The 14,465-nt window shown below is 61.5% G+C and carries 13 protein-coding genes; 10 read left to right on the top strand and 3 right to left on the bottom strand.

Annotated features, from left to right (window positions below):
• The first annotated feature begins 194 nt into the window (after positions 1-194).
• Positions 195-1,055 carry a CAP domain-containing protein gene (locus tag SB725_RS24890; RefSeq protein WP_027924683.1) on the top strand — a complete coding sequence of 287 codons (861 nt, stop codon included), beginning with the start codon at positions 195-197 and terminating at the stop codon, positions 1,053-1,055.
• A gap of 104 nt (positions 1,056-1,159) precedes the next feature.
• Here SB725_RS24890 and SB725_RS24885 read toward each other — a convergent pair whose 3' ends face one another.
• Positions 1,160-1,531, bottom strand: coding sequence for a hypothetical protein (locus tag SB725_RS24885; RefSeq protein ID WP_410922716.1), 372 nt, complete (start codon positions 1,529-1,531; stop codon positions 1,160-1,162).
• A 512-nt stretch (positions 1,532-2,043) separates the two neighbouring features.
• On the opposite strand from SB725_RS24885, the gene katG reads away from it, so the two are divergent.
• On the top strand, positions 2,044-4,299 hold the full coding sequence (gene katG / locus SB725_RS24880; RefSeq protein ID WP_410922715.1) for a catalase/peroxidase HPI: 2,256 nt from the start codon (positions 2,044-2,046) through the stop codon (positions 4,297-4,299).
• Between the two features lie 226 nt (positions 4,300-4,525).
• A complete protein-coding gene (locus SB725_RS24875) occupies positions 4,526-4,750 on the top strand; it encodes a hypothetical protein (protein ID WP_027924686.1) in 225 nt (74 codons plus the stop codon).
• A gap of 68 nt (positions 4,751-4,818) precedes the next feature.
• Here the strand turns inward: SB725_RS24875 and SB725_RS24870 are convergent, their stop codons facing one another.
• A complete protein-coding gene (locus SB725_RS24870) occupies positions 4,819-6,264 on the bottom strand; it encodes an FAD/NAD(P)-binding protein (protein ID WP_410922714.1) in 1,446 nt (481 codons plus the stop codon).
• 359 nt (positions 6,265-6,623) lie between these two features.
• Positions 6,624-7,187: a helix-turn-helix domain-containing protein gene (locus SB725_RS24865; RefSeq protein WP_027924688.1), complete on the bottom strand. Its 564-nt coding sequence runs from the start codon at positions 7,185-7,187 to the stop codon at positions 6,624-6,626.
• Between SB725_RS24865 and SB725_RS24860 the strand changes: the two genes are divergently transcribed.
• The 7 genes from SB725_RS24860 to SB725_RS24830 all read left to right on the top strand — a co-directional run bounded on the left by SB725_RS24860 (position 7,182) and on the right by SB725_RS24830 (position 14,464).
• Entirely contained in the window at positions 7,182-8,207 is a 1,026-nt protein-coding gene (locus SB725_RS24860) for a DMT family transporter (RefSeq protein ID WP_194940286.1), read from the top strand. The two genes, SB725_RS24865 and SB725_RS24860, sit on opposite strands and share 6 nt — an antisense overlap.
• Positions 8,208-8,400: 193 nt before the next feature.
• Positions 8,401-11,319 (top strand): monovalent cation/H+ antiporter subunit A, encoded by a 2,919-nt coding sequence (locus SB725_RS24855; protein ID WP_059182707.1) that lies wholly within the window; start codon positions 8,401-8,403, stop codon positions 11,317-11,319.
• Positions 11,319-11,663 (top strand): Na+/H+ antiporter subunit C, encoded by a 345-nt coding sequence (locus SB725_RS24850; protein ID WP_007944721.1) that lies wholly within the window; start codon positions 11,319-11,321, stop codon positions 11,661-11,663. The genes SB725_RS24855 and SB725_RS24850 overlap by 1 nt, the downstream gene beginning before the upstream one ends.
• The gene (locus SB725_RS24845; RefSeq protein ID WP_410922713.1) at positions 11,660-13,345 is read left to right on the top strand and encodes a monovalent cation/H+ antiporter subunit D; all 1,686 of its coding nucleotides are present in this window, start codon (positions 11,660-11,662) and stop codon (positions 13,343-13,345) included. The genes SB725_RS24850 and SB725_RS24845 overlap by 4 nt, the downstream gene beginning before the upstream one ends.
• Positions 13,342-13,830, top strand: a complete 489-nt coding sequence (locus SB725_RS24840; protein ID WP_410922712.1) for a Na+/H+ antiporter subunit E — start codon at positions 13,342-13,344, stop codon at positions 13,828-13,830. The genes SB725_RS24845 and SB725_RS24840 overlap by 4 nt, the downstream gene beginning before the upstream one ends.
• Complete coding sequence (locus SB725_RS24835; protein ID WP_027924693.1) at positions 13,827-14,105, top strand: K+/H+ antiporter subunit F; 279 nt, start codon at positions 13,827-13,829, stop codon at positions 14,103-14,105. Before SB725_RS24840 ends, SB725_RS24835 begins: the two co-directional genes overlap by 4 nt.
• A complete protein-coding gene (locus SB725_RS24830; RefSeq protein WP_027924694.1) occupies positions 14,102-14,464 on the top strand; it encodes a Na+/H+ antiporter subunit G in 363 nt (120 codons plus the stop codon). Before SB725_RS24835 ends, SB725_RS24830 begins: the two co-directional genes overlap by 4 nt.
• Position 14,465: the final 1 nt, after the last annotated feature.

Raw genomic sequence — 14,465 nt, 5'->3', positions numbered from 1 at the left:
GCATTATGAAAACGCTATCGACTGCAAACGCCACATATTTAAGGCAGGACCGGCACTTTTCGCATTTTGCGACACGCGGTAGGCAACGCCGCTGTTTTTGCGCCCCTCCTTCCTGAACCTAGTCTCAAAACCCCAGTCATACAGGCGCCTTGAAATCCCACTTACCGTCGTCTCTGATCAGAGCTGTCCGCCTCATGCACCCGACCGTCCTCGCCTTGCGCTGCGCCTCGCTGTGTCTTTTGCCTGTGTTTGCTCTATTTGCCTCCCCCGCTCATGCCAATGGCGAACGCCAACTGGTGGCGGCGATCAACGATTACCGTGCCCATCCCCAGCGCTGCGACAGGCGCCCGGCACAACGCCTGGCACCGCTGGCGCTGAATTCCAACCTGGCATTGCCCATCGGTTATGGCGGCGGTTTGCGCGATCGGCTGAAGGCTTCCGGCTATTCAGCAGTGACCGTACGCAGCATACGGGTGGTCGGCGCGCAGGATGCCGATGAAGCGTTTGACAGGCTTCAGGACGATTACTGCGGGGCGCTGCTGGACGGCCAGTACGCCGACATTGGTGTCAGCCGCGCCCGAAGTGAATGGCAAGTGGTGCTCGCGCAGCCGGTGCTCGACCGCAAGGTCGGCGATACACGCGCCGTCAGCAAAGCGTTGCTGGCGCAGGTCAACGCCGCGCGGGCCAAGTCGCGGATGTGTGGCGGCCAGCGCTTCTCTGCCGCGCGGCCGCTCAGCTGGAACGCTGCTTTGGGTGCCGCCGCACAAGGCCACAGCAAGGCCATGGCCTACGGCAATTACTTCGCCCACCGCGACCCCGACGGCGATATGCCCGCGGATCGCGCGAGGGCCGCCGGTTACCGTGGCAGGCAGATCGGCGAAAACATCGCCGCCGGGCAGAGTTCACCGAGCAAGGCGATGGCCGGGTGGCTGGCCAGCCCCGGGCATTGTGCGAACCTGATGAACCCGATGTTTACTCAGGTCGGCGCGGCGTATGCAGCGGATGCGCGCAGTGATGAGGGGGTGTATTGGACGATGCTGTTCGGGGCGCAATGACCGTGGTCATGCCTGCCGCTTTTTCAGCAGGCACATCACCCACACACTGAAACAGAAGTTCGTATCGCGCCTCTGACTTGGGCTGCAGGGTACGGGCTCCTGGCTCAACCTCGCATTGAACGCTTGCGCGCCAGACGCTGCTGCCAATTGCCATCATTGGCACGCTGACATTGCTCTTCAGAATCGAACTGCACATGGGCCGATACCGGATTGACGATGACATCCGCGTCGCTCAGAGCCATCGCTGTCAGTTCGACCATGCGCTCCCCTTGCCCGCCGGCCAACGCCTGATCCTTATTAGCCTGAGTGTCAAAAACCCAGATCACCCTGAGGCTTGAAGGGAATACGGTGTAATCGACTACATGGGTCAGCCAATCAAACCCGACGACTTCCGCTTTGGCGGTTTCACAGGCATCGGTCAGGGTGGCGACCAGACGGCGTTCGATGTGAGCCTGGTCGCGTTTGGTCAATCCCATGGAGGAATCCTTGTGATGATCGAGATAAAAGTGGCGGAGCCTACAAATGATGCTTCTACAAATCAAATTGATTCGCCCGTGCAGCAGTGGCTCCAAGGCGCCAGCTACCTTCCGGCCTTACTCAACCCTTGTGGGCGCAGGGCTTACCCGCGATGGGACCATCAGCCCCGGTCAATTCCGACGCCTCCCATAAAAGCTTTTACCTATCAGCCCCGAATACTCCACCTATTAGCTGACTTGCAGATAGGCGTCTAACCTTATCCCAGCGCTGGCGTCAGCCGGCCGGTTTTGAGCTGATAAGGAGACAGGAATGAGTCAGAAACATGACTAAGCCTGCCGTGGGCCACCGTGATTGCACCTCTTTTTTTCTGTACCGATAGCCGTGTGATCAAAACAATCAGTGAATCGAACTGCTGGCCCAGCAGCCTGTGTCATTGCTTTCGCTCGTCGCTATTCCAGAACCCACAAAGGGCCGGATAGCCCGGATGAACACGACCAAAGGTAGCTCGCACATGGCAAATGAATCGAAATGCCCGTTTAACCACGCCGCTGGCGGTGGCACGACGAACCGCGATTGGTGGCCGAACCAGCTGAATCTGAAAATCCTGCACCAGCACTCGTCCCTGTCCGATCCGCTGGACGAGGGCTTCAACTACAGTGAAGCGTTCAAAAAACTGGACTTTGCCGCGGTCAAAAGAGACCTCACGGCACTGATGACCGATTCGCAAGACTGGTGGCCGGCCGACTTCGGTCACTATGGGCCGCTGTTCGTTCGCATGGCCTGGCACGCCGCCGGTACTTATCGCACCGGTGACGGCCGCGGTGGCGCCGGTTCCGGCCAGCAACGCTTTGCCCCCCTCAACAGCTGGCCCGATAACGTCAGCCTCGATAAGGCACGCCGGCTGCTCTGGCCGATCAAGCAAAAATATGGCCGCAACATTTCATGGGCAGACCTGATCGTACTCACCGGTAACGTCGCGCTGGAGTCCATGGGCTTCAAGACCTTCGGCTTCTCCGGTGGTCGTCCCGACGTTTGGGAACCGGACGAAGACGTGTACTGGGGCTCCGAAAACAAATGGCTGGGTGGTGACACCCGCTATGGCAAAGAAAACGAGCCCATGCAAGAACCCGGCGACGGCCCACTCGTGGCTGAACCGGGAGAAAACGAGGAGAGCCGCACCGAACAGGGCCGCAATCTGGAAAACCCGCTTGCGGCCGTGCAAATGGGCCTCATCTACGTCAATCCCGAAGGCCCTGAGGGCAATCCGGATCCCGTCGCTTCAGCCAAGGACATCCGTGAAACCTTCGGCCGCATGGCGATGAACGATGAAGAAACCGTAGCCCTGATCGCGGGGGGGCACGCCTTCGGTAAAACCCACGGCGCCGGACCTGCCGACAATGTCGGTGCCGAGCCCGAAGCCGCCGGTCTCGAACAGCAAGGCTTTGGCTGGAAGAACAGTTTTGGCACCGGTAAAGGCGCGGACACCATCACCAGCGGCCTGGAGGTGACCTGGACCACCACGCCGACAAAATGGAGCAACAACTACCTGGAAAACCTGTTCGGCTTCGAGTGGGAACTGAGCAAAAGCCCCGCCGGGGCGAACCAGTGGGTGGCGAAAAACGGTGCAGGTGCCGGCACCATTCCGGATGCCCACGACCCGTCCAAACGGCGCAATCCGACCATGCTGACCTCGGACCTGGCCCTGCGTTTCGACCCGATCTATGAGCCGATTTCCCGGCGTTTCCTGGCCAATCCCGATCAACTGGCCGACGCCTTCGCCCGCGCCTGGTTCAAGCTGATCCACCGCGACATGGGTCCCCTCTCCCGCTACCTCGGCCCGGAAATGCCGAACGAAGAACTGCTGTGGCAAGACCCGATCCCGGCGGTCGATCATGCCTTGGTCAACGACAGCGATGTCGCCGCACTCAAGAGCAAAATCCTCGCCTCCGGCCTGTCGGTTTCGCAGCTTGTGTCCACCGCTTGGGCGGCGGCTTCGACCTTCCGCGGCTCCGACAAACGCGGCGGTGCCAACGGCGGACGCCTGCGTCTGGCCCCGCAGAAATTCTGGGCAGCCAACCAGCCGGAACAACTGGCGAACGTGCTGGCGAAACTTGAAAGCATCCAGAACGAGTTCAACAGCGGCGGCAAGAAAGTCTCGCTGGCGGACCTGATCGTGCTGGCCGGTAACGCCGGCGTTGAACAGGCCGCAAAAAATGCCGGGCACACCGTCACCGTGCCATTCACGCCAGGACGGATGGACGCCTCACAAGAGCAAACCGACGTGGAATCCTTCGGCTTCCTCGAACCGATTGCCGATGGCTTCCGCAACTACCTGAAAACCAACTACCGCGTACCGGCCGAGCACTTGTTGATCGACAAGGCGCAATTGCTGACGCTCACCGCGCCAGAAATGACCGCGTTGGTCGGCGGCCTGCGTGTGTTGAACACCAACGTCGGACAAACCCGGCACGGCGTGTTCACCCAGCAACCGGAAGCGCTGACCAACGACTTCTTCACCCACCTGCTCGACATGGGCGTGGAATGGAAACCGACCTCCGAAGCGGCTCAAGAGTTTGAAGGCCGGGATCGCAAAACCGGTCAAGTGAAGTGGACCGGGACGCGGGTGGATCTGGTCTTTGGTTCGAATGCGCAATTAAGAGCATTGGCTGAGGTGTATGCGAGCAGCGACGCGAAGGAGAAGTTCGTCAACGACTTCGTGGCGGCCTGGACCAAGGTGATGAACCTCGACCGGTTTGATGTGAAGTGAAGCACCTGTTCCACCCCGACCCGGTGACAAGGGCCGGGGTGGCCTGATTCGGTGCAGATCGACACAACAACAAAGATCCCCTGTAGGAATGAGGTTAAAAAGCCTCGCCCCCTCGCTGACCAGGGATCAACGCTCTCGATAACGACTATGCCCAAGGGTGTTTTTTCATTACCGGGCTCCAGCACTACAGTGGCCACATCTTCTTCCCCCACTCTGGAGCAACATCATGAAAAGCATCATCGGTCTTGGTTTCGCCCTGTCGGTCCTTGGCGCTACGTCCGCTATCGCCGCCCCGCATACCACTTCGCAGGTTGTCGCCGGCGTCAAGGTCAGCCAACCGGCGACACTGAACGTGAACACGGTCGGTCTTGATCACAAAGACAGCCAGCCAAGCAAACTCTACGTCGCTGAAAACCGTCCTGAATTCGGTTCGAAGTATCAGCGTTATTGATTAACCGCTTTTGCACCGTTTGAACAAAACCCCGGGCAGATCCGATCTCCCCGGGGTTTTTCTTTGCCTTACGCAATCCCTGAAGCAGCTGCCACCAGTCGTGCGGCCAGGGCTTTGGCCTGCAGCGCTACGTCGGTGACAGCGGTACTTTCCCACCACATGCCGCGCAACGGCGGGCCCATGGCGAACAGGCGACGGGCGACCTGGCCATCGCCGTCCAGTACGGCACCGTCGACCACCGCCGCGATTCCCAGCGCCAATGGTCCCGGCTGGATCAGTCCGCGCGCCAGCAATTGCTGCGGCAACGGTCGAGCAACCCGACGCCAGTCGTATTCGATACCGCTGGAGTTGATCAACGCCGCGCCAGTCACCACACAGGTGTCGGCCTCGCCACGGCGGCGAATGCGGATGCTGACGCCACCCTGCGACACGGGCTCAAGCCCTTTGAACGACGCGGCCTGAATCCGCAACCGCCCTTCCCGGTGCAACCGTTCCACCAGGGCCGCACTCAACGGCGGCGAGCGGTGGTGATGACTTTCCCACCATGGCCGGACATGCCGCACAAACTGCCGACGTTGCAGGTCCGTGGCCTGATTCCACAACCGTCCAATGTGCGCCCGCACGGTATCGAGCGGTGCTTGCCAGTCGATACCTTGGGCGATCGCCTCGCGGCATTGCCGGCGCAGTTCGCGCACCAGTTGCCGGGGGGTGCGAAGGCTGTGATCCGCGGCCAGAAAATCCACCCAGGCCGGCGGTTGCCGTCGCACATGCGGCAGCAAGCCGTGGCGGGAAAACACTTCGATCGGTCCGCGATGCCCAGCCTGTTCCAGCGACACCACGGCATCGACCATGGTCAGGCCGGAACCGATGATCAACACCGTTGATTGTGGATCGAGCTGACGCATCGCGGCGACATCCCACGGATCGAGCGCGGCGGCGTTCAAACCGCTGGACTCGGTCTGTGGTGTGCGCGCGGCGGGGAACATGCCTGTCGCCAGCACCGCATAAGCGCCCTGCAAGCGTTGCCCGTCACTCAAGGTCAGCCGTACGGAATCGTCGTCGGTTTGCAGATCGATTACTTCAGCCTGTACATGCTCGACGGTTGAGCCATTCAACGCGCCGACCGCTTGCGCTTCAGCCAGACGTTGTTGCACGTACACACCGAACAGCCCTCGTGGCGGGAACAACTCGCTGATCGGTACTGGTTGCTCAGCCGATTCCGGCCAGCCACCCGCGGCAATGTGCTCGGTCAGCCATTGCGTCAAGTCATCGGCATTGTCCGGGTCGACGCTCATCCGCGCTGCGTTGCCGTTCAGCGTATGACCCAATTCGACCGCGCTGTAGGCTTCGCCTCGACCGAGTTCGGCACGTGGTTCGATCACCAGCACCGAACGGCGGCCCGGCAAGCGCAACAACTGCGCCGCCAGCATCGCACCACTGAGGCCGCCGCCGATGATCAGCATGTCGGCGTGGCGGATGGCGTTGGTCGTCTGTGCGCTTTGGATTTCGCTCATGCCATGCTCATTGGTCAAATGGAAAGCTGCTGCGTGCCACCTTAATGGGTTGCTCTCCCGCACACAAACCCACCCTTAGTAGGAGTGGGCCTGCTCGCGAAGGCGTCTACGCAGACACCATTTCTTCTCCAGTTTCCGCAACGTCGCCAGTTCCCGATACCCCGCCCCCGGATGACTTTCCGGCAACCGCGCCCCCTCCTCAAACAACTTCTCGGGATTCTGATAAAGGCGCCAGGACCTTTTGCAGGCGTCGTACCCGAATAATATCTCCAGCTATTTCAACGGGTTGGCGAACCTTCCGAGAACAAAGTGCAGCTGTAGAAAGGCAAAGTGTCCATCCCCTGTTGATCGGCGAACAGTCAGATCACCACGTTGCGCACAAACCGCGCTGCCACCGGGCCATCGTTGCGATAGGCATGAGGCTGGTTGCTGGCGAACATGAAAAACTCACCGGCAGCGATGTGCTGTGGCGTATCACCCAACATCAGGGTCAGGCAGCCTTCGAACACGTAGATCTGTTCACTCCAGCCTTCGGCATCTGGTTGCGACGGATAAACTTCACCTGGTTGCAGGCACCATTCCCATTGCTCCACTTCGCGAGTCGCGGTGGCCTTGGACAATAAAACAGCTTTGCTGCCGGGGATTAATCCGGCCCAGGCCACTTCGTTGATGCGACTCGCATCGCGGGCGTCCGGTGCCTGAATAAGGTCGCTGAACCTCACGTCCAGCGCTTCGGCCACTCGGTCGAGGGTGGTCAGGCTGACGTTCTTCTCGCCGGCCTCGATGGCCACCAGCATCCGGCGGCTGACCCCGGACTTTTCGGCCAGCGCGGTCTGGCTCATGTCGGCGGCATGGCGCAGGCGCCGAACGTTTTGGCTGACGTGCTGGAGGACCGAAGCCCGTTGCGTGGAATCTTTGTGCACTATATTGCTCACTTGGTGGGGTTGGGCAGTATACTGCGCAACATTCGGCGCATTGTGCGTCCCCCTCAGGTAGCGTGCAAGGTCATGACGTCGGTGAACTCCTCTTCCCCCCGTTTCTCACGGTTCAGCAAAGCCGAGTGCGTGCTGGTGCTGATCACCATGGTCTGGGGCGGCACCTTTTTGTTGGTGCAGCACGCCATGACCGTCAGCGGCCCGATGTTTTTCGTCGGCCTGCGCTTCGCCGCTGCTGCGAGTCTTGTGGCGCTGTTCTCCTGGCGCCACTTGCGGGAACTGACCTTGTTCGAACTCAAGGCCGGGGCCTTTATCGGTGTGGCGATCATGCTCGGGTACGGCTTGCAGACCGTGGGCTTGCAGAGCATTCCCAGCAGTCAATCGGCGTTTATCACGGCGTTGTACGTGCCCTTTGTGCCGCTGCTGCAATGGCTGGTGTTGGGACGTCGCCCGGGGTTGATGCCGAGCATCGGGATCATGCTGGCGTTTACCGGGCTGATGTTGCTGTCGGGACCGTCCGGCGCTTCGTTCAATTTCAGCCCCGGTGAAATCGCCACGCTGATCAGTGCCATTGCGATTGCCGCCGAAATCATTCTGATCAGCACCTATGCCGGTCAGGTCGATGTGCGGCGGGTGACGGTGGTGCAATTGGCAACCACCTCGGTGCTGGCGTTTCTGATGGTGGTGCCGACCCAGGAACGCATTCCGGACTTTTCCTGGCTGCTGTTGTGCAGCGCGTTGGGGCTGGGCGCGGCGAGTGCGGCGATTCAGGTGGCGATGAACTGGGCGCAGAAGAGCGTTTCACCGACCCGGGCGACCTTGATTTATGCGGGCGAGCCGGTGTGGGCCGGGATTGTCGGGCGGATCGCCGGGGAGCGGTTGCCGGCGATTGCGCTGGTGGGCGCGGGGTTGATTGTGGCGGCGGTGATTGTCAGTGAGTTGAAGACCAAAGGTAAGGAGACTGCGGCTGAGGGAGAGTTGGAGCGGGAAACCTCGGTTGAACCTTGATAATTCTGTTGCCGGATAGATAGCTATCGCGAGCTTGCTCGCGATGGGGCCAGACCGGCTAAAAACTGGCCCTGGAAACCATGTGAATCAGCCTTTTTCCGTCTACCGTGTAGGATTCTGCGACAGCTTGGCGTTTGGCGATCTTGGGAGTGGCACGTATGATGCTTCACAAACTTCCGCAGATTAGAAGCCTATGTCCCTGATAGTTCTACTGCTTCTGCCTTTTATCGGCAGCTGTCTGGCAGCCGTCCTGCCACACAACGCACGCAATACCGCCCCCCTGCTGGCCGGCCTGATCGCACTGATCGGCACGGTCCAGGTCGCGCTCCTGTATCCACAAATCGCCCATGGCGGAGTGATCCGCGAAGAATTCTTCTGGCTGCCAAGCCTCGGCCTTAACTTCGTCCTGCGCCTGGACGGCTTCGCCTGGTTGTTCTCGATGCTGGTACTGGGCATCGGCACGCTGGTGTCGTTGTACGCACGTTACTACATGTCGCCGGACGATCCGGTGCCCCGGTTCTTCGCGTTTTTCCTGGCGTTCATGGGCGCCATGCTCGGGCTGGTGATTTCCGGCAACCTGATCCAGATCGTGTTTTTCTGGGAGCTGACCAGCCTCTTCTCGTTCCTGCTGATCGGTTACTGGCACCACCGCAGCGACGCGCGACGCGGCGCCTACATGGCGCTGATGGTCACCGGCGCAGGCGGTTTGTGCCTGCTGGCGGGGGTCATGCTCCTCGGCCATGTGGTCGGCAGCTATGACCTGGACAAGGTCCTGGCCGCCGGCGAGCTGATTCGCGCACATGCCCTCTACCCTATTCTGTTACCCCTGATCCTGATCGGCGCCTTGAGTAAAAGCGCCCAATTCCCCTTCCACTTCTGGCTGCCCCACGCGATGGCGGCGCCGACACCGGTCTCGGCCTATCTGCACTCGGCGACCATGGTCAAGGCCGGGGTGTTTCTGCTGGCACGGCTGTGGCCTTCGTTGTCCGGCAGCGAAGAATGGTTCTACATCGTCAGCGGCGCCGGCGCCTGCACCCTGTTGCTGGGCGCGTACTGCGCGATGTTCCAGAACGACCTCAAAGGGTTGCTGGCCTACTCGACCATCAGCCACCTGGGCCTGATCACCCTGCTGCTGGGCTTGAACAGCCCGCTGGCGGCCGTCGCCGCAGTGTTCCACATTCTCAACCACGCGACCTTCAAGGCCTCGTTGTTCATGGCCGCCGGGATCATCGACCACGAAAGCGGCACCCGCGACATTCGCAAGCTCAGTGGTTTGATCAAACTGATTCCGTTCACCGCCACCCTGGCCATGGTCGCCAGCGCCTCGATGGCCGGTGTGCCGCTGCTCAACGGTTTCCTCTCGAAAGAAATGTTCTTCGCCGAAACCGTGTTCATCAATGCCACGGCCTGGGTCGAGTGGAGCCTGCCAATCGTCGCGACCATCGCCGGCACTTTCAGCGTCGCCTATTCGCTACGCTTCACCGTCGACGTGTTCTTCGGCCCGACCGCCACCGACCTGCCGCACACCCCGCACGAGCCGCCACGCTGGATGCGTGCGCCGGTGGAATTGCTGGTGTTCACCTGCCTGGTGGTGGGGATGTTCCCGGCGCAAGTGGTCGGTTCCATCCTGGCCGCCGCGGCCCTGCCGGTGGTCGGCGGAACCCTGCCGGAATACAGCCTGGCGATCTGGCACGGCTTGAACGCGCCGATGATCATGAGCTTGATCGCCATGTCCGGTGGCATCGTGCTCTACCTGCTGTTGCGCAATCAGCTCAAGCGCGGGCGCTTCAAATACCCGCCGGTGATTGGCCGGTTCAACGGCAAGCGCCTGTTCGAGCGCGGCCTGGTGATCATGATGCGCCTGGCCCGTCGCCTGGTGCGCCGGATCAGCACCAACCGCCTGCAAACCCAATTATTCCTGGTGGTCCTCGCCGCCGTGCTGGCCGGGCTGATCCCGATGCTTCACAGCAGCCTGAGCTGGGGCGACCGGCCGAAAATCCCCGGCTCCATCGTGTTCGTGACCCTGTGGCTGCTGGCGATTGCCTGCGCCCTCGGCGCAGCGTGGCAGGCCAAGTATCACCGGCTCGCGGCCCTGACCATGGTCAGCGTCTGCGGCCTGATGACCTGCGTAACCTTCGTCTGGTTCTCCGCGCCGGACCTGGCGTTGACGCAACTGGCGGTCGAAGTGGTGACCACGGTGCTGATCCTGCTGGGCCTGCGTTGGCTGCCACGCCGGATCGAAGAAGTCTCGCCACTGCCGAGCACCCTGCGCAAGGCGCGCATCCGGCGGATCCGCGACTTGCTGTTGTCGACCGGGGTCGGTGGCGGCATGGCCTTGCTGGCCTACGCGATGCTGACGCGCCAGACGCCCAACGATATTTCCTCGTTCTACCTCAGTCGCGCCCTGCCCGAAGGCGGCGGCAGCAACGTGGTCAACGTGATGCTGGTGGACTTCCGTGGCTTCGACACCTTGGGTGAAATCACCGTGCTGGTGGCCGTGGCCCTGACCGTGTTCGCCCTGCTGCGACGCTTCCGCCCGCCGAAAGAAAGCCTGCAGTTGCCGGCGCAGCAACGCCTGTTGGCACCGGACGTGGTCACTGACCTGGTCAACCCGCGCCACGCCAGCGACACCGCACTGGGTTTCATGATGGTCCCGGCGGTGCTGGTACGCCTGTTGTTGCCGATTGCGCTGGTGGTGTCGTTCTACCTGTTCATGCGCGGGCACAACCAACCGGGCGGCGGTTTTGTCGCCGGGCTGGTGATGTCGGTGGCGTTCATCCTGCAATACATGGTCGCCGGCACGCAGTGGGTCGAGGCGCAAATGAGCCTGCGACCGCTGCGTTGGATGGGCACCGGGCTGCTGTTCGCCACGGTCACCGGGCTTGGAGCCATGGCGGTCGGTTATCCGTTCCTCACCACCCACACCTGGCATTTTTCATTGCCGGTACTGGGGGACATTCACATCGCCAGCGCGCTGTTTTTCGACATTGGCGTGTATGCCGTGGTGGTCGGTTCGACGCTGTTGATCCTCACCGCCCTCGCCCACCAATCGGTTCGCGGCCACAAAACCGCGGCCCAGCCTAAACCCGTCGCCACGCAAGGAGCCGTCTGATGGAAGAAGTCATCGCAATCGCCATCGGCGTGCTTGCGGCCTCCGGCGTCTGGCTGATCCTGCGGCCACGGACCTTTCAGGTGGTGATGGGCCTGTGCCTGCTGTCCTATGGCGTCAACCTGTTCATCTTCAGCATGGGCAGCCTGTTCATCGGCCGCGAGCCGATCATCAAGGATGGCGTGCCGCAGGACTTGTTGCATTACACCGATCCCCTGCCACAAGCACTGGTGCTGACCGCCATCGTGATCAGCTTCGCCATGACCGCATTGTTTCTGGTGGTACTGCTCGCTTCCCGGGGCTTGACCGGCACCGACCATGTGGATGGCCGGGAGCCTAAAGAATGAATGCGATGACGCACCTGATCGCCGCACCGATTCTGCTGCCGCTGCTGACCGCCGCCATCATGTTGATGCTCGGCGAGAAACACCGTCCGCTGAAGGCCAAGATCAACCTGTTCTCCAGCCTGCTCGGCCTGGGAATTTCCGTGTTGCTGCTGCAATGGACACAAACCACTGGCGTGCCCGGTTCCATCGGCGTGTACCTGCCGGGCAACTGGCAAGTGCCGTTCGGCCTGGTGTTGGTGGTCGATCGGCTGTCGGCCTTGATGCTGGTGCTGACCGGGATCATCGGCGTCAGCGCCTTGCTGTTCGCCATGGCCCGTTGGGACGGCGCCGGTTCAAGCTTCCACGCGTTGTTCCAGATTCAATTGATGGGGTTGTACGGTGCGTTCCTGACCGCCGACCTGTTCAACCTGTTCGTGTTCTTCGAAGTGCTGCTGGCGGCGTCCTACGGCTTGATGCTGCACGGCTCGGGCCGGCCGCGGGTGTCGGCGGGGCTGCATTACATTTCGATCAACCTGTTGGCATCGTCGCTGTTCCTGATTGGCGCGGCGCTGATCTATGGCGTCACCGGCACACTGAACATGGCCGACCTGGCGCTGAAAATCCCGCTGGTGCCGGAAGCTGATCGCGGTTTGCTGCATGCTGGCGCGGGGATTCTCGCGGTGGCGTTTCTGGCCAAGGCCGGGATGTGGCCGCTGAACTTCTGGCTGGTGCCGGCCTACTCCTCGGCCAGCGCTCCGGTGGCGGCGATGTTCGCGATCATGACCAAGGTCGGTGTCTACACCTTGCTGCGCTTGTGGACGCTGCTGTTCTCCGGTCAGGCCGGGGCGTCCGCCTACTTTGGCGGCGACTGGCTGATCTACGGCGGCATGGCGACGATTGTCTGCGCGGCATTGGCGATTCTGGCGGCGCAACGCCTGGAAAAGATGGCCAGCCTGAGCATCCTGGTGTCGGCCGGGATCCTGCTGTCAGCCATTGGTTTCGCCCAGCCAAACCTGATCGCGGCGGCGCTGTTTTATCTGGTCAGCTCGACCCTGGCACTGAGTGCATTGTTCCTGCTGTCCGAGTTGATCGAGCGCTCGCGTTCGGTCAATGAACTGCCGTTGTTCGACGACGCCGACCTGATTGCGCGACCGGCGCCGGCCGCGCAACCGCTCAAAGGCATCAACCTCGATGACGACCAGAAAGCGGTGGTCGGCCAGGTGATTCCCTGGACCATGGCCTTCCTCGGCCTGAGCTTTATTGCCTGCGCGCTGCTGATCATCGGCATGCCGCCGCTCTCCGGGTTCATCGGCAAGCTCAGCCTGCTCAACGCCCTTCTCAATCCGTTGGGCCTGGGGAATGGCGTTGGCGAACCGGTATCGAATGCGGCGTGGGGGTTGCTGGCGTTGTTGATTCTGTCGGGGCTCGCCTCGTTGATCGCATTCTCGCGCCTGGGCATCCAGCGCTTCTGGACCCCGCAAGAGCGCCCATCACCACTGCTGCGCCGCTTTGAATGCGTGCCGATCATCGTCCTGCTGGGACTGAGCATTGCGTTGACCTTCAAGGCTGAAGCGCTGCTGCGCTACACCCAAGCGGCCGCTGACGCCTTGAACAACCCGCAGCAATACGTGATGGCCGTGCTCGGCACCCGTGCGGTGCCAAGCCCGGAAGCCAAGGCGGCGATGGCGGAGGTGCAACCATGAAGCGCTTGTTCCCTGCTCCCTGGCTGTCCTTGGCACTCTTGCTGTTATGGCTGGTGCTGAACCAGTCGATCAGCCCTGGCAACCTGCTGCTCGGTGTGATGCTGGGTTTCTGCGCGCCGTTGATGATGCGTCGGTTGCGACCGCTGCCCATTCGAATTCGTCGTCCGGGGGTGATCCTGCGCTTGCTGCTGGTGGTCGGTCGCGATGTGGTGGTGTCCAACCTCGCCGTGGCCTGGGGCGTGCTGAACGCCGGTCGCCGTCCGCCCCGCTCGCGCTTCATCAAGGTGCCGCTGGAATTGCGCGATGCCAATGGCCTCGCCGCGCTGTCGGCGATCTGCACCGTGGTGCCTGGCACCGTCTGGTCGGAACTGGCGCTTGATCGCAGCATCCTGTTGCTGCATGTGTTCGATCTGGATGACGAAGCGCTGTTCATCCAGCACTTCAAGGCGACCTATGAGCGCCCCTTGATGGAGATTTTCGAATGAGCGCATTGCTGTCGAACGCCATCCTGGCGAGCCTGTTCCTGTTTTCCGTGGCGATGATCCTGACGCTGCTGCGCCTGTTCAAAGGACCATCGGCCCAGGATCGGGTACTGGCGCTGGATTACCTGTACATCATCGCAATGCTGATGATGTTGACGCTCGGCATTCGCTATGCCAGTGACACCTATTTCGAGGCGGCGCTGTTGATCGCCCTGTTCGGCTTCGTTGGCTCGTTTGCCCTGGCGAAATTCCTGCTGCGTGGCGAGGTGATCGAATGACTGACGAACTGTCGCTGTGGGTTGAGATTCCAGTGGCGATTCTGCTGCTGCTCAGCAGTCTGTTTGCGCTCATTGGCGCCATTGGACTGGTGCGGATGAAGGATTACTTCCAGCGCATGCACCCGCCGGCGTTGGCCTCGACATTGGGCGCATGGTGCGTGGCACTGGCATCGATCATTTACTTTTCGGCACTCAAATCGGGGCCGGTGCTGCATGCGTGGCTGATTCCGATTCTATTGGCGATTACCGTGCCGGTGACGACCTTGTTGCTGGCTCGGGCGGCGTTGTTTCGCAAGCGCATGGCTGGGGATGATGTGCCGGCTGAGGTGAGTAGTCGGCGGAGTGAGAGGGGGAGCTGAA

Source organism: Pseudomonas sp. SIMBA_041 (genome assembly GCF_046535095.1).
Taxonomy (GTDB): Bacteria; Pseudomonadota; Gammaproteobacteria; order Pseudomonadales; family Pseudomonadaceae; genus Aquipseudomonas; species Aquipseudomonas mucoides.
This window is presented reverse-complemented; position numbering and strand designations above follow the sequence as displayed.

Excerpts from the sequence above, each read along its gene's own strand:
- SB725_RS24890 (WP_027924683.1), top strand. The coding sequence starts at position 195 with ATGCACCCGACCGTCCTCGCCTTGCGCTGCGCCTCGCTGTGTCTTTTG.
- SB725_RS24885 (WP_410922716.1), bottom strand. The coding sequence starts at position 1,531 with ATGGGATTGACCAAACGCGACCAGGCTCACATCGAACGCCGTCTGGTC.
- katG (WP_410922715.1), top strand. The coding sequence starts at position 2,044 with ATGGCAAATGAATCGAAATGCCCGTTTAACCACGCCGCTGGCGGTGGC.
- SB725_RS24875 (WP_027924686.1), top strand. The coding sequence starts at position 4,526 with ATGAAAAGCATCATCGGTCTTGGTTTCGCCCTGTCGGTCCTTGGCGCT.
- SB725_RS24870 (WP_410922714.1), bottom strand. The coding sequence starts at position 6,264 with ATGAGCGAAATCCAAAGCGCACAGACGACCAACGCCATCCGCCACGCC.
- SB725_RS24855 (WP_059182707.1), top strand. The coding sequence starts at position 8,401 with ATGTCCCTGATAGTTCTACTGCTTCTGCCTTTTATCGGCAGCTGTCTG.
- SB725_RS24850 (WP_007944721.1), top strand. The coding sequence starts at position 11,319 with ATGGAAGAAGTCATCGCAATCGCCATCGGCGTGCTTGCGGCCTCCGGC.
- SB725_RS24845 (WP_410922713.1), top strand. The coding sequence starts at position 11,660 with ATGAATGCGATGACGCACCTGATCGCCGCACCGATTCTGCTGCCGCTG.
- SB725_RS24840 (WP_410922712.1), top strand. The coding sequence starts at position 13,342 with ATGAAGCGCTTGTTCCCTGCTCCCTGGCTGTCCTTGGCACTCTTGCTG.
- SB725_RS24835 (WP_027924693.1), top strand. The coding sequence starts at position 13,827 with ATGAGCGCATTGCTGTCGAACGCCATCCTGGCGAGCCTGTTCCTGTTT.
- SB725_RS24830 (WP_027924694.1), top strand. The coding sequence starts at position 14,102 with ATGACTGACGAACTGTCGCTGTGGGTTGAGATTCCAGTGGCGATTCTG.